At 68.2% G+C, this 14,853-nt stretch carries 7 protein-coding genes; 4 read left to right on the top strand and 3 right to left on the bottom strand.

Annotation, left to right across the window (positions count from 1 at the left end; genetic code table 11):
• Positions 1–343 precede the first annotated feature (343 nt).
• Entirely contained in the window at positions 344–709 is a 366-nt protein-coding gene (locus AB0N03_RS44660) for a hypothetical protein (RefSeq protein WP_364386204.1), read from the top strand.
• Between the two features lie 125 nt (positions 710–834).
• Here AB0N03_RS44660 and AB0N03_RS44655 read toward each other — a convergent pair whose 3' ends face one another.
• Positions 835–2,610 (bottom strand): trehalose-6-phosphate synthase, encoded by a 1,776-nt coding sequence (locus AB0N03_RS44655; RefSeq protein ID WP_364386202.1) that lies wholly within the window; start codon positions 2,608–2,610, stop codon positions 835–837.
• 199 nt (positions 2,611–2,809) lie between these two features.
• On the opposite strand from AB0N03_RS44655, the gene AB0N03_RS44650 reads away from it, so the two are divergent.
• Entirely contained in the window at positions 2,810–3,514 is a 705-nt protein-coding gene (locus tag AB0N03_RS44650; protein ID WP_364386200.1) for a hypothetical protein, read from the top strand.
• A 27-nt stretch (positions 3,515–3,541) separates the two neighbouring features.
• On the opposite strand, the gene AB0N03_RS44645 is transcribed toward AB0N03_RS44650, so the two are convergent.
• Entirely contained in the window at positions 3,542–5,206 is a 1,665-nt protein-coding gene (locus tag AB0N03_RS44645; protein WP_364386198.1) for a phosphotransferase, read from the bottom strand.
• Positions 5,207–10,000, bottom strand: coding sequence for a hypothetical protein (locus AB0N03_RS44640; RefSeq protein WP_364386196.1), 4,794 nt, complete (start codon positions 9,998–10,000; stop codon positions 5,207–5,209).
• A gap of 476 nt (positions 10,001–10,476) precedes the next feature.
• On the opposite strand from AB0N03_RS44640, the gene AB0N03_RS44635 reads away from it, so the two are divergent.
• Entirely contained in the window at positions 10,477–14,373 is a 3,897-nt protein-coding gene (locus AB0N03_RS44635) for a hypothetical protein (RefSeq protein WP_364386194.1), read from the top strand.
• Positions 14,374–14,462: 89 nt separating this feature from the next.
• Positions 14,463–14,753 carry a transposase gene (locus tag AB0N03_RS44630; RefSeq protein WP_364386192.1) on the top strand — a complete coding sequence of 97 codons (291 nt, stop codon included), beginning with the start codon at positions 14,463–14,465 and terminating at the stop codon, positions 14,751–14,753.
• The last annotated feature ends 100 nt before the right edge of the window (positions 14,754–14,853 follow it).

Raw genomic sequence — 14,853 nt, 5'->3', positions numbered from 1 at the left:
GTACCAAAAGAGAGGTGGTTACCCACAAGGACAATTGATTCCCGAAAGGAACCATGCACGTCAGGTACGCCGCCTCACACGTCCGTTTCCGGTAATTTTCTCCTCGCCTCGTCCGCGAACGGTAGCCGGTTGCCCGACGGGGGCCACCGGGCAGAGGGGACGCCGAGTCGAGCACTTCAGCAGCATCCAGACCCAACTTCCTCATGCGGATCTCAACCTAGCGGTACACGGGGGACTGTCGTTGCTCCGCGAACGACGGCCACACGATGCTCAACAATTCCCGTCGTGCGTCCTCCATCAGGTCGGTCATGACGATCACCCATCCTGGGCTTGACCAAAGCCGGTGGGGTTGAGAAACCGGCTGGCGGACGCGGAGGCACGGCTACAGCGGTATCAGGCCGCGATCGCGGCCGGCGTCGAGCCCGAGGCGCTCGTCGACCCGATGAACCAGGCACAGGCGGAACGTGCCGCCGCGAAAGCGCAGATCGAGAGCGTTCGGGCCGGGACGAGCGTCACGGCCGCCGAGATCTACGCCAGGATTGACGGACTCGGCGACGTCTGCGGGACACTGGCCGACGCGACGACCGCTGGCATGAGCCGCCTGTACCGAGCCCTGAACCTGGAGCTACGCTACGAACCAAAAGAGCTGGCCGTCTACGCGACGACCAGCCCGGGTGTAGATAGTGCGTGTGTCCGAGGGCCGAGTTGATCTATAACCCCACACTCAAGTTCGCCACCGTCCTGCAGGTCGAGTGACCGCGCCTGTCGGCGTACTACACGGTGCGGACGACAGAAACATCGGCCCCGACGCATCTGGCCCCTCATCGTCGTCCGTCAGACCGGTCGGGAGACGCCTTCGAGGGCGGTGATAAACGAAGTGACCCATGCTCGACCGTCGTGCACCCGCAACCGCTTCCTCATCGCTTTCATCCGCCGACTCTGTTCGGCAGGTCTCATGGCGATGGCACGGAGGATCGCGTCTTTCAGGTCGTCGGTGTCGTTCGGGTTCACCAGGACGGCTTCGCCGAGTTCGGCCGCGGCCCCGGCGAATTCACTCAGCACGAGGACCCCTCGGTCGTCGAGGCGGCTCGCGACGTACTCCTTGGCCACGAGGTTCATGCCGTCGCTCAACGGGGTCGCCACCAGGATGTCGGCGGCTCGGCACAGAGCCACGACTTCACCGAAGCCGAGCACGGTGTTCGTGTACCGCAGCGCCGGCCCGCCCATCCGGCCATAACTGCCGTTGAGGTGCCCGGCCAGCCGATCCACTCGTTCGCGCAGGCTCGCGTACCTCGCGACGCGTTCCCTGCTCAGGGTCGCGACCTGGATGAAGACCGGCGGATCGGCCACGGACCGCATGTCGTTGAGGATCTCGCCGTAGGCCATCAGGCGCTGCTCGATGCCCTTCGTGTAGTCGAGACGGTCGATCCCGGCGATCAGCACCCCGGGGTTGCCGACCTCGGCCCGGATCTGCTGCGCGCGTCGTCTGATCCGGGACTGCCCGACCACCTTTTCGATCGCGCCGACGTCGATCGACGCGGGATAGGCGCCGACCAGCACCGTGCGGCCGTCCACTTCCACCGAACCGTCCGACGTCCGCAGATGCAGGAGTTCCTGGCACAGCCGGAGAAAGTTCCCGACGCTCCTGGGTACCTGGAACCCGACGACGTCGGCGCCGAGCAGGCCCTGCAAGGTCTCGTCACGTCCCGGCAACCGGGTGAAGAGTTCCGGCGGCGGCAACGGGACGTGCAGGAAGAATCCGATCCGCAGATCGGGTCTTCGCGCGCGGAGCAGTTCGGGGACCAGTTGAAGCTGGTAGTCGTGGACCCAGACGGTGGCGCCGGGAGCGGCGGCGCGGGCCACCGTGTCGGCGTAGCGCTCGTTCACCACGCGATAGGCGTCCCGCCACGCTCGGTGGAATTCGGGACGTTCGATCGCGTAGTGGTAGAGCGGCCACAGCGTCGAGTTGCAGTGCCCTTCGAGGTGCCGTTCGACTTCGCGGCCGGACAACGACACGGGCAGCCACGGGAGGTCGTCCGGCAATTCGGGGTCGCCGGCACCGTGCTGACGGGCCCAGCCGACCCAAGCTCCCTGCCGCTCGACCACGAGATCGCGGAGAACCTGGTCGAGCCCCGCTCCGTAGACGCCTCCCGCCGCGCCCGCCTGTCCGTTGCTGTGGTTGCTGAACGGGATTCTGCTCGTGACCAGGACGAAGTCGAACTGCCGATCCACGCCTCCGCCGACCGGTTGGGACGGCACCACTGCGGTCGCGTCGGCTTGGTCCGTACCGGCGGATTCAGGTGGCCGAGGGTCTTCCGTTACCCGGCGCCCCGGCAAAGCGAGTTCTACGAGGCGTGCGGTCCGCCAAAGCAGGCGGAATGCTTCGGTGTCGCCACCGAGCTGCTCGACAATCAACTCCAGATGGCCCCACTTGGGCACCTTCGGGCCACGGAACACATTGTGCACCGTGGTGTAACTCAGGACTCCCCGGCCGATTCCCGTGGCTATCTCGCGGACCCCGGGTTCTCCGGCATCGAGGTGCAGGTCGTGCAGGCGGTCGAACAGCTCGGTGATCGCCCCGGCAGGTGCCGGCTCGCGCTTCAGTGCCACGGCGCCTCCTCAGCTCCGGCGTTCAAGCCTGTCAAAAGCGTCACCTGATCACCAGGACCAGCGGGAACGGAGCACCCAACACGTCCAGTTTCGTTCACGTCCGTGTACCGCGGTCACGTCCGCTCCACAGCGCGTCAACCTCGCGGGCGGTCTCGCCACGATCGAGTCGGCAGCACCCGCGGCGAAAGGCAGGCTCATCATGGCACCACGGATGGCGCGTACCCGGTTCGTGGCGGCAGCGGCAGCGGCAGCGGCCCTGTCGGCGCGTTTCCGCGGCCCGCAGCACGACCGGTACGGGGATCCGCAGCACCGGTCGATCATCGTCATCGACCTGGCCGGCTTCGGCACACGCACCGATCTGCTCCAGCTCCGGGCCCGGGCCGACCTCGACACCGTCGTCCACGCGGCCTTGCGCGCGTCAGGCGTTCCCCGGTCCCGGCTCCTGTTCGAGAACCGAGGCGACGGAATGATCATCTTCCTCCCGGCAACCGTGTCCAAGGCGGTACTGCTGCAACCGTTCGTTCCCGCGCTGAGTACCCGGTTGCGCGTGCACAACCAGTCGGTGCGCGCGGATCACCGGATCCGAGTCCGTGTCGCCGTCCACGCCGGAGAAGTGGTCCACGGCCCGCACGGCTGGATCGGCACGGACCTCAACCTCACGTGCCGGCTGGTCGACTCGGCCGTCCTCCGCGAGGAGCTCGTCCGCCGGCCACGCGCGGACCTGACGGTCGCCGTCTCCGACGTGATCCACCAAGCCGTCGTGCGGCACGGCCACCGCGGAACCGACGCGTTCTCGTACCAGGAAGTACGTGTGGCTGCGAAGGAAGTCACAACACGCGCGTGGATCCACACCCCCGGGGAGAACGTCCGCTCCCTGCTGCGACAGCACCCGGTTTTCGCATGAAGACGCACACCGTCGCGGCCGACGTCGTCACTCCCGCGCGGGCAAGGCGGCCGCGGCGGCGAGCAGCTGATCGTGCGCCGCGACCAAGCCTGCCACCTTCTTCGGTGGCGGCATGTCGCCGTGGTAGCACATCCGCAGCAGCTGGCTGGCCAGGGCGAGATGCCACTCCCAGCGGTTCCGCCGGAAGTCGGCGTCATCGCGCAGCTGGTAGCAGATCTGCCGCAGCTGGGAGGTGAGCCAGCCGAGTCCGCCCAGGCACGCGATCGTCGCCGCGTCGCAGGACACGGCGCGCAGATCGGTGGACAGGCCACCGACGTCCGCCACCAGCCGCCGCCACACCGGAAATCCCTGGAAGAACGCGGACTCCGCACCCGCGTCGATCCCGTACATCAGGAAGTCGACAACGAGCCGAGCGGGATCCAGGGCCCAATGGGCCTTGCCGAACTCGCTGAAGTCGATGAGCGCGGGAGACGGCCGCCGCCCCGGGTAAACGAGCACGTTGCCGCCGTGCAGGTCACCGTGACCGACGCAGACCTGGCTCGTCCGCGGCACGTTCCGCTCCTGGACACCCGGCAGCCGTCGCTCGGTGACGAACGAGCTGACGTCCGCCAGCACCTGGGCAACGTCGTCGAGCCCAGCTCCTCGGGGATGGACCAGGAGCGGTTCGAGTTCCTCCAGCGCCTGCAGCACGAAGCACTGCCTCTGATACCGGAGAGCGAGCAGGGAGAGCGCGGTCGAGCTGCAGACTTCGACGGTCGCGTCGTACAACGTGCCGAGGCAATCGGAGAACAGCAGATCTAACAGGTCGCACACCGACTCCGTGGCCGGCCCGCCGCCGAGCCATCGCCGCAGCGGCAACGCGTCCCGGTCCAGGTGCGCGCCCGTCGCGTACCAGCCGTTCACCGGGCCGACCGGCCACTCCGGCTGAATCGGCACGACGAACCGCTGCGGCAACTGCTGACGCGCCCGCAGGACGCCGCGTGTCTCGCGATACAGCGCTTCGGGGGTGCGGCTCACCTTCAGTACGTGATGCACCGTCGGACCGCGCCGCACCTGCGCGGTCGTGGTGCAGACGCTGGCACCGGACGCTCCCGGTATCAGGCACTTGACCCGGACGGTGTCCGTGACGTCGTCTGTCACCTCCAAGATCAGCCGATGCAACTGGGTCAAGGTCGCTTTGCCGACGTCGAAGAGAAGGGCTTGGACCGCCGGGTCGGTCCCGTCGGCGCACACGTCGACCTCGACCACACTGCCATTGCCGAGCAGATGGTCCCGGATCGCAGCGGCCACCGCGGGAGGGCTGTCGCTCATCGACTCCGTGGTGAACTCCGCCCGCCGCAGTACCTTGTGGGCTCCCAGCTCCGCAGCGCGCGAAAAGAGATCGCGACGGTGGTTGTCGCCATTGCTGATCACGAAGACGTAGGCGAGGGGCGCGACCGCGCACGCCCGCTCGACCAGTTCCAGTCCCCGGGGCTCGTCGTCGTCCAGATCCTCTCGGTTGAAGAGCAGATCGATCACGAACAGGTCGAACGCCGGTTCGTCGACGATCAACCGGAGTGCTTCGTTCGGGTCTCCGACCATCGTCCAGGTGACCGACCAGCCCTTCGCTTCGAGCTGCTGGTTCAGCCGGAGGCTGATCGAGTTACGGTTCTTTTCGAGGTCGTCGACCATCAGTCCGCGAATGTATTTCATTCAAGCTCCTTGCCAGACAGACAGGGAGATCTCCGTCGCAAATGTCCACTCGCCGTCGAGGCGCCTTCCGGTGATGGAGCCACCGAACGGCCGAAGCTTGTCGTCGAGTGAGCGGAGACCGTGCCCGAGGTGATCACTCTGTCGCGTAGCCGTGTTGCGGACGACCAGCTGCACTCGCCGCCCCTTGGCCAAGCTGTATTCGACCTCCACCCGGGGTGTGGCACCCGGGATCGCGTGCTGCCGGATGTTCGCGATCAGGTGCGCGACAGCCTCTTCCAGCAGCGGCCCGGGGCAGAAGGCCTCAGTACGTTCACCGACCTCGCGCCCCAGGGCGGTGAATTCCATTCCCGACCCCTGCATGGTCCGGTCGACGCGGGAGGCGAGCACGACCGGCGCGGAATCCACCAGCTCGACGAAGAGCGCCGTACGAGAGGTTTCGAGGTGGGTGGCGGTGAACATCCGGTGCCACCAGCGAAGGCGGGCCAGTAGTTCCGCGTGCTCCTGACGCCAGATTGGGTCGTCCGGGGACCAGCTCCGCTCGATCAGGTCCTTCAGCCTGTCGTGCACCGACCGGAGCTCGGGAAAGTCCGGGGAGGAGATGGCAGCCAGCAGGAGCCGCTGGTCCCGTTGACCGAGACGGTCGGACACGTAGTCGCCGGCGAGGATGTCGGTCAACACGGTCATGTGGACGAGCGCACGCTGGCCGAGCTGATTGCTGCATTGCTCCCAATCGGACAACGCCTCCCCGATCCGCGTGCTGGGCGGCCGAGCGAAGACGAGGTCTTCCACGAAATCCCGGACCCGGATGAGGGCAGCTTCCATCCGATGGGCCTGCACGTACCGGCTGAGGTCCTCCTTCAGCAACCACCAGCCGTGCTGGGGATTGCGAGGGCGCGGCCTCGCCTTCACCTCGACCACCGCGTGCAGTTCGTTCACAACCCCCACGGCTCTGCGGACGACCGAGGTTTCGCCAGGACCGAGCAGGCCCTCGAGCCGGTCACGGCATCGGCTGAGCGCCAGCCGCAGCGAGGCGTGATCGATCGGCGCGTCTTCCAGCGGCCGGCGGAGCAGGCGATGGCATTCGAGGAAAAGCTGATCGCTGAACTCCCGCTCGTCGAGGGCGACGGCCCGGGAAACCAGCTTGGGCAGGAGCTCGACGAACGTCGGAGCCTCGGCCGCGGCCATCACCATGACTGCCTGGGTCCGGAACCACGGGTGGCCGATCTGCGATCGGCTCAACGCGGTCTCGCAGATCGCAGCCAGCCGCTCCCGCGCGACGGCGAACCGAAGGGGAGGCAGTTTCAACCAGGTCTGCTCAGCGGCGGTGAGCCGCAAGAGACCGTCCCTCGTCCACTTGGTGCGCGGTTCTCCTTCCGGATCGACCTCGTCGAGCTCGGTGATCCGGTCCAGTACCTCCTGTCGTGCGGATGTTTCCCGCAACGCCCGAAGCAGCAGCCCTCGCCATCGCAGGTAGTCGGCCATCTCTTCACCCCGGATCGGCACCTTGAAGACGTCCACCGCCACCTCGCCGAAGATCTCGCCACGGGTCCGCACCCGAGTACGTTCCCTGAGCCTCTTCGCGTGGCCGCGCAAGGAACGCGGAGCCGATTCGGCGTACTCCTCGTACAGGTCCCTGATCTCACAAAGCGAGCAATCGGGGACGGCCATGCGACCCAGGCTGCTGGTCACCAGGAACCGCACTTCGGTCGGCACGGCCGGACCGGATCGGCCGTTCCGGCGAGCTCGCAGCGCACTGACCGCACGCAGCGCGTCCGAATCCTCCACTCCCAGCTGGTCGAGCAGGACGATCGCCATGATCGCGGACGCTCCGGCCTCCGCCGCGAGCCGCATCATCTGGTGGACCGACGTGGAGCTCAGCGCGCCCCAGTCGACCACCACCACTGTGCCCAGTTCCTGAGGTGCCGGCAGGCTCGCGGGGAACGTCCACCGGTTGCCGGCCACGGCTCTGGGGATCGACTCCACGGCCGTCACGGTCGCTCCGTCCGCGACGAGCACCTCCCGGACCAGGCCGGCGAGCCTCCCCGCGTAGTCGTCCGGAACGCCCGGGTGCCAGATCCGGCAACGAGCGAGCCGGTCAGCCACTCCCGGGGTCTCCGATTTCCACTGCTGCGCGACCTCGCACACGGTGCGGTGGATCGCGGCGCGCACCTCGTCTCCGACGTTTTCGTCGCGCAGCAGACGATCCATCTGCGGGTAAGCGCTGAAGTGGCGGGCGCGCGGCATGGTTTCCACGTGGCCGAGCCGCAAGGAGTCGTCATTTCTCGCACACCAGTCGAGGAACGTCTCCTCGGCTATCGGGGTCCGGTGCGGCGTCGGCACTTCGCCGGCCGCCACCGGCCTACGGTGTATCGGGTCGATGTCCACCGGCGTACCTCTGGTCCGCGGGTGCCCCCCGAGGTCCACGGTGACCAGGGACACCACAGCGATGTCGCGGTTGAAGATCCGGATCGGCCCGGAGTGCGACCTGGCGTCCACCACGCAGGCCACCGCGACCGGAACCGCGCTCTTGCCCACGAGCGCCGCCGCGGCGCGCCGAGCCGTGTTCTCGGTCGAAAGGATGTCGGCGCTGATGACGACGTTGGCTCGACGTGGCACCTCCTCGCTGACCGGGATCCCGTCCAGGTCGAGCTCTCCGGGCAGGTCGTAGTAGCGGCCGTCGCGATAGAGGCATTCACTCAATTGCGCCGCGAGCGGCGTGGAGGTCGTCGACGCCCTGGCGACCACGAGGGAGCGGTCGCGCTCCTGGCCCGGGAGAGCGGCCTCTTCGACGGCCCGCGCCTGCAGGAAGGCCACCAGGTCGTACCCCACAGTCCCGGCCACCAGCTGGTCGACGTCGATCCAGCGGTCGGCCAGGCGCAGCATGGGCGTGCGGAAGAACCCCGTGAACACACCAGGGCCACCCCGTTCGATCGCTTCGGCGAGGTGGGCCCGGGCGTACTCGCCGAGCGCCCGGACCGCGTCGCCCGCAGAGACGTGCAGGACGACCTCGGACGCGGTGACCGTGACCAGGTTCGGATGGGCACCAAGAGTCGGCAACAACGCCTCGGCCGCCCGGCCCGCCGCGGCCCACAGCCGCATGACCTCGGTGACGGGCAGCGCGCCTCCGGCCGCGGTCAAGCCTTCGAGCACCGCGCGCAGGCAGATCGAACCCCCGCACCACAGCGGGGTGCCGGACGCGCCCAGCACGAGGATAGGGCTCTGGGTCCGGTTGCGCTGGATCTGGTCGCCGCCACGCTCCTCGTCCGCGTTGAGGCCGGCGACGCTGAGGTCGAGGAGCCGGGGGTCGGCGTTCGGGAAGACCAGAACGACCGCGGCCTGGTCAGGCGTCAGGCTAGCCACGTCGATAGCGCGGGACAACGCGGTCTGCACGGCGATGTCGGTGGCGCCCGCGCCCGACTGCCGAACCGCCGTCGTTGCCACCACGCCAGCCGGGCGGCGGCCGTCCTGAGCGAGCAGTGCCGCCTCGTCGAGACGGGCGCGGTCGTCGTCCCCGATCCCGTGTTCCGGGTCGAACTCGCACGCGACGACCTGCCAGAGTGCGTCGGCGTGCGCACTCGAGCGCCACGCCCACGGCACGGACAACGCACGGGTGAGGTGGTCGCGGATGACCAGGGTGACCTCGACAAGTGTGCCTAGTGTCCACGCGGTCAGGCGTTCGCCGAAGTCTTCGGTTTCGGTGCCCGCGTATACCTTGCCGACGACGACGTCGGCGGACCGCGTCATCACACTGCCGTGGTAGCTGCCGACGACACGCGCGACCCGCCACAGCCCGGCCGTCGCACCTCTTCCGTCCGACCCGCTGCCGGCGGTGTACCGGTCGAACGCGCTCAGCACGAGATCATGGGCGGCCAGACGGGATGCTTCGGCGCCGCGGTCCTGCCCCAACCGGCGGAGCAGGCCGCACCCGGAGTCGGCGACCACCAGTTGCAGCACCTGACCGCCGGAGCCTCCTGGCTGCAATGCGCTGACGAGGCTGCCCGCCGACCGCGGCAGGTCGTCTCGGCGGCTGACGTAGAGGTCGTCGTCCACCAGCACAGCCGCGAACAGGGCGTGCGCCGGCCCCGCCGAGCCCGCCCGGGAATGCACGCCGACGTTTTCGACGAGTTCCGCGAGCACTGCTTGGGTGATCGCTCGGGCGTCCGACCGTGACAGGCCCATGCCGGTGAACCGCCGCAGGACCTCACTGACGACGTCAGGTCCCGCAACCCCGTGCTCGTCGACCGGTACCCAGCGGAACGGCAGGATGCGGCGATGGCGGAGCAGTTTCGCCTCGGCGAGCGGCTCGGCCCCCGCGCCCGGAGCACTGTCGGTCCGAAGCCGGTCGGCCTGCGGGGCTGCGGAGTCTTCGACGCACACCGCGCCGTCGGCCCAATGAGCGGGTCGCAACGCATCGAAGAAACCGACGTCTCGCATGAACGCCCGGGCGTCTTCCCGTGCCCGCGCCTGCCAAGCCGCCTGCCGCTCGATCGATTCCAAGGCGGCCCCGTGACCTGTGGGCTCCCCCATCTCGCACGTGCCGGTGACGGGGAGGGCCCCGGTGGGCAGGACCACGGTCGCCGGAACGTGATCGCGGACGGCCCCGTCCAAGAGCACCAAAGCGCGAGCCAGCACTTCGAAGTGAACGAACTCGACCGACGAGAAGTCGAGGCGGATTCCGTCCGCGGCCACCGGACGACGCCAGGCACCGTGGTCGGTGAAGGGCCGGTCGGTGCCGCCCAGACAGTTCTCCCAGGCGGCGACCGTCAACAGACAGGGCAGCCGGTAAACGATCATTCTCGATACCCCCTCGATGCGCAGGTCACCGTTTCCCGTGACGTGGAAGAGTCTTTGAAAGATCGTCGTCTTCCCCATTCGATCACGAAGTCGCCACCCCGTCCGTTTACGCGGCCTGTTGTCCAGAGTCTGTCCTTGACTGAGACCCGCACACCGAGGTTTGGTGGTGGGTCCTGATTCCGAAAGGTTTCCCATGCCCGCTGGCCCGCCTGACACCGCAGCTCTCGGTCTTGGCGTTTCGCCGGACGTTGCCCCCAGTCAAGCGCGATCTACCGCCTCACAGGACGTCTCACGAAACACCCGGACATCTTCGTACGGGCCCGGCACAGTTGCTCGAACGTTCTCGTACGGGCGGAAACAGACCCTCGTTCGGCCGTTCGGGCGAATTCTCCCGGTTCCTCTTCTCGATTATTCCTGATTACACACAGCGCATCTGTACGGAAAGATCATGCCCGAGGCGAAAGGAGCTCCGACTCGTGCCCGATCCGGAGATCGAACCGAGCCGGTTCAACAACCGCGCGGAATTCGGCAAAGCCCTCGATGAGCTCTGCGGCCGGGCCAGGCTGAGCGGACGCGAGGCCGCACGCCGGGCCGGGATTCCGGTAGCCACCCTGAACGGCTACGTGCGCGGGCGCAATCTCCCCCAAAGCGGTGGCGGAGCCAGCTTCGCCAAGCTCTTGGACGTATTGGGGGTGCACGACGAAAAGCTCTGCGAGAGGTGGTTCGACGCTATCGAACGGCTCCGCAGGCGCCCCGGCCCGGAACCCGCAGGCGGTCCCGTCCCCTACCGTGGCCTGGAGGCGTTCGGCGAGCACGACACGGAGTGGTTCTTCGGGCGGGCCAAGATCACGGACCTCATCCTGAGCAGAATCCGCAGCCGGTCCTCGCGTGGCCGCCCGCTGTTCGTCGTGGGCTCTTCCGGTGCCGGCAAGTCCTCGGTGCTGAAGGCCGGCGTGATGCCGGCCCTCGCTACCCCGGGCGAGGGCAACCGGCTGGCCATGTTCATGACACCCGGCACGAACCCGTGTGTACGACTCGCGGCTCTGCTGGGAGCCGAACAGGGTGATGTCGTAAGGCAACTCGAGACGGAACCGGCGGACCTGGCCTGGTTGCTCCTGCATCCGGCCCTGCGGCAACGCATCGAAGACGACGGCCGTGACGGCGCGGTGCTGATCGTCGACCAGTTCGAAGAACTGTTCAGTGCCGAGGTCGGGGACACCGACCGCCAAGCCTTCCTGCGCACGATCGCCTACCTCGCCGACCGGCACGCCAGTGGTTCCGCGTCGACGGTCGTGGTGCTGGGCATGCGCGCGGACTTCTTCCCGCAGGCGACGGACGATCCCATGCTCGCCAAGGCACTCGGTGACGACCAGATCGTCATCGGACCGATGTCCCGTGAGGAACTCTCGGACGTCATCGCCGGCCCGGCCGCCAAGGCGAAGCTGTCCCTCGAGCCCGGTTTGGTCGACCTAATCCTGCGTGACCTCGCTCCGGCCGGCTCGGCCGCGGCCTGTGATTCCGGTGCGCTGCCGCTGCTCGCCCACGCTTTGCGCATGACATGGGAGCGCCGCGAGAACGGCAGTCTGACCGTGGCCGGGTACCGGGACTGTGGCGGAATCCGGCAGGCGGTCGCGCAGACCGCCGACGCCATCCACGAGCAGCTCGAGCCCGCTGCCCGCGCGCGAGCGCGCAGCATCTTCCTGCGCCTCGTCCACACCGGCGATGCGCTGCCGGACACTCGCCGCCGGATACCCACCGTCGAGATCGAGGACGGTTCGGCCGACGAGGTCTCGGCCGAGGTGCTGGACCGGTTCGTCCAGGGACGGTTGCTCAGCATCGCCGAGGACGGCGTCGAAATCGCGCACGAGGCACTCATCCTCGCGTGGCCCCGGCTTCGGCTCTGGCTGGACGACGACCGGGAGGGCCACGCTTTGCACCGCAAGCTCGGGCTGGCCGCACGAGCCTGGCAGGAAGCCGATGCCGACGTGGATCTGCTCTACCGCGGCGGCCTGCTCGCGGCGGCGAACGAATGGGCGGAGAAGACGAGCCACCGGAACCTGCTCAACGTCACCGAACGCGAGTTCCTGACCGCGTCGAACGTCCGCCACGGCGAGGAGCAGCGGGACCTGCGCACCCGGAGCCGAATCCGCCGTGGCCTCATCTCGATCATCGCCGTCTGCGTGCTGCTGGCGAGTGCCATGGTCACCTACGCGGTCACCCAGTCTGCAGCGTCGGCGCGGCAGCAGGACTTGAGCCAGTCGCGAGAACTCGCTTCGCAGGCCGATCGGTTCCGCACGAGCGACGTGTCACTGGCCGCGCAACTGAGCCTCGCCGCGTACCGGATCTCGCCGACGCCGCAAGCGAGGGCGAGCCTCCTCGATTCCACCGCGAGCCCGCTCGCGGCCCGGCTCCTCGGTCCGCTGCAGGTTCTGCAGGCCGTCGCCGCGACCGGAAACGGCTCCTTGCTGGCGACCGCCGGTACCAGCAAGCAGGTCCAGTTGTGGACCCGTCGCCCCGGTGAACCACCGGCCCAGGCGGGCCCGCCCCTGACCGGGGCGGGTGACACCATCTTCACGCTGGCCCTCAACCCGCGTGGAGACGTCCTCGTGGCAGGCGGCGGTGATCGCCGAATCCACTTGTGGGATGTCAAAGAGCCGGCGCGACCCGTACCGCTCGGCGACCCGGTCGCCGGTTTCGGCAACACGATCTACGCGGCCGCGTTCAGCCCGGACGGCACGCTCCTCGCGGTGGGATCGGCGGACAACACGGTCGGGCTCTTCTCCATGACCGATCCGGCACGCCCCGCGCTCGTGGCGACGTTGACCGGCTTCACCGGCTTCGTCCAGACAGTGGCGTTCGCCCCGGACGGCCACACGCTCGCCGCAGGCAGTGCGGATCATTCCGTGCGCCTCTGGGATCTGGGTAACCCGAGCCGTCCCGTCCCGCTCGGCGAACCGCTGAGCGGATCGGGAGGCAAAGTCCTGGCCGTCGCGTTCGCCGCGAAAGGCCACGTGCTCGCGGCGGCGAGCGGCGACAAGAACGTCTACTTGTGGGACACCAGCGACGTCCGCCGTCCGGCCCCGGCCCCCACGCTGACCGGCGCGACCGGACGGGTCAACGCGATCGCCTTCGGACCGGACGGCGTCACCCTCGCGGCGGGCAGTTCCGACAGCTCGGTCCGGGTCTGGGACCGGACGACCGGCCGCGTGGTCGTGTCCCTGCCGCACCCCGGCCCGGTGACCGGCCTGGAGTTCCTCGACGGCGGGACCGTGCTCGCCACGGTGGCGGCCGACGGCGTCACGCGGCTGTGGCCGGTGCCGGGACAGCGGATCGGAAACCGGGCGAACAGCGTCCTGTCGCTGGAGTACGCCGTCAACCACAACACCCTGATCACGAGCGCGGGCTTCACATCGAGCACGACGGAACTGTGGGACACCACCGAACCGGCACACCCGGTGCAGCGCGGTGCGGCTCTGTCGAACCCCCACGCAGGTGACAACTTCTCCGGCTCGGTGGCCCTGAGTCCGGACGGGCGGACCGCCGCGACCGGCCTCGACGACGGGCTCGTGGTCCTGTTCGACGTGTCGAACCCGGCCGCGCCCGTGGTACTCGGCCCGCCGCTGCACGCGAGCGACAGCCTGGTGGAAACCCTGGAGTTCAGTCGCGACGGCCACCTCATCGCGGTCGGCACCGACGAACACGCCGTATCGCTCTGGGACTTGACCGACCTCAGGTCGATCAACAAGGTGGCCACCCTGGACGGCCCGGGCAATAGCGTGTACTCGCTGACCTTCAGCGCCGACGACACCCTACTGGCGGCAGGCAGTCTCGACAGCAAGGTCTGGCTCTGGGACATCAGCCGCCCGGCCTCGCCGCACCGTCTCCAGCCGTTGGAAGGGTTCGCCGGCTACGTCCACTCCGTCGTGTTCTCCCCGAAAGGCCGGCTCCTCGCGGGAGGCAGTGCGGACAAGACAGTCCGGCTGTGGGACCTGAAGGATCCCGCCGCCCCCGAAGCGCTGGGCAACCCCTTCGTCGGCGCGACGAACTACGTCTACTCGGTGGCTTTCAGCCCCGATGGCGCCACCCTCGCCGCGGGCGGCTACGACCACACGATCTGGACGTGGGACATCAGCGATCCGCGGTCTCCGCGGTGGCTCGCGACGCTGACAGCGGCCCAGGACTCGGTCTTCGTCGTCGAGTTCGCCCCCGACGGGCACACCCTCACCGCCGGCACCTCGGAAAAGGCCATCCGGCTCTGGGAAACCGATCCGGACCGGGCAGCCGCCCGGATCTGCGCGGCCGTCGGCCAGCGGATCACCGAGCAGGAGTGGTGGCGCTACGTACCCGACCGCCCCTACGACCCGCAGTGCTGATCAAGCCCGCGCGGCGGCGGAGAGTGGCGCGCCTCCTGCTTTCCGGACAGTGGACCTAATAAGGTCCAGTCTGGAATGGAGGATGATCAATGCCGGAACGGCGTCGAAAGTTTTCTCCCGAGTTTCGGGATGAAGCTGTCAAGATGGTGATCGACGGAAATCATCCGGTCGCGCAGATAGCTCGGGAGTTGGGGATCAACCCGGGCACGCTCGGCAACTGGGTCGCACAGTATCGCACGGCGCACCCAGTGAAGGAGGAACCGTTGTCGGTTTCCGAGCGCGCCCGACTGCGGGAACTCGAGCGGGAAAACCAGGAACTCAAAGTACGGAACGAGTTCTTGGGAAAAGCTGCGGCCTTCTTCGCCCAGGAGTATCGGTGAGCGCCAAGTTTGCGTTCATCGACGGCGAGAAGGACCGTTTCCCGATCAGCAAGATGTGCGCCTGGCTGAACGTGTCGACCTCGGGCTACTACGAGTGGCG

Source organism: Amycolatopsis sp. NPDC051061 (genome assembly GCF_040682935.1).
GTDB lineage: Bacteria > Actinomycetota > Actinomycetes > Mycobacteriales > Pseudonocardiaceae > Amycolatopsis.
The sequence above is the reverse complement of the archived record's forward strand: the minus strand, read 5'-3'. Positions and strand labels throughout refer to the sequence as shown.

Excerpts from the sequence above, each read along its gene's own strand:
- AB0N03_RS44640 (WP_364386196.1), bottom strand. The coding sequence starts at position 10,000 with ATGATCGTTTACCGGCTGCCCTGTCTGTTGACGGTCGCCGCCTGGGAG.
- AB0N03_RS44630 (WP_364386192.1), top strand. The coding sequence starts at position 14,463 with ATGCCGGAACGGCGTCGAAAGTTTTCTCCCGAGTTTCGGGATGAAGCT.
- AB0N03_RS44650 (WP_364386200.1), top strand. The coding sequence starts at position 2,810 with ATGGCACCACGGATGGCGCGTACCCGGTTCGTGGCGGCAGCGGCAGCG.
- AB0N03_RS44645 (WP_364386198.1), bottom strand. The coding sequence starts at position 5,206 with ATGAAATACATTCGCGGACTGATGGTCGACGACCTCGAAAAGAACCGT.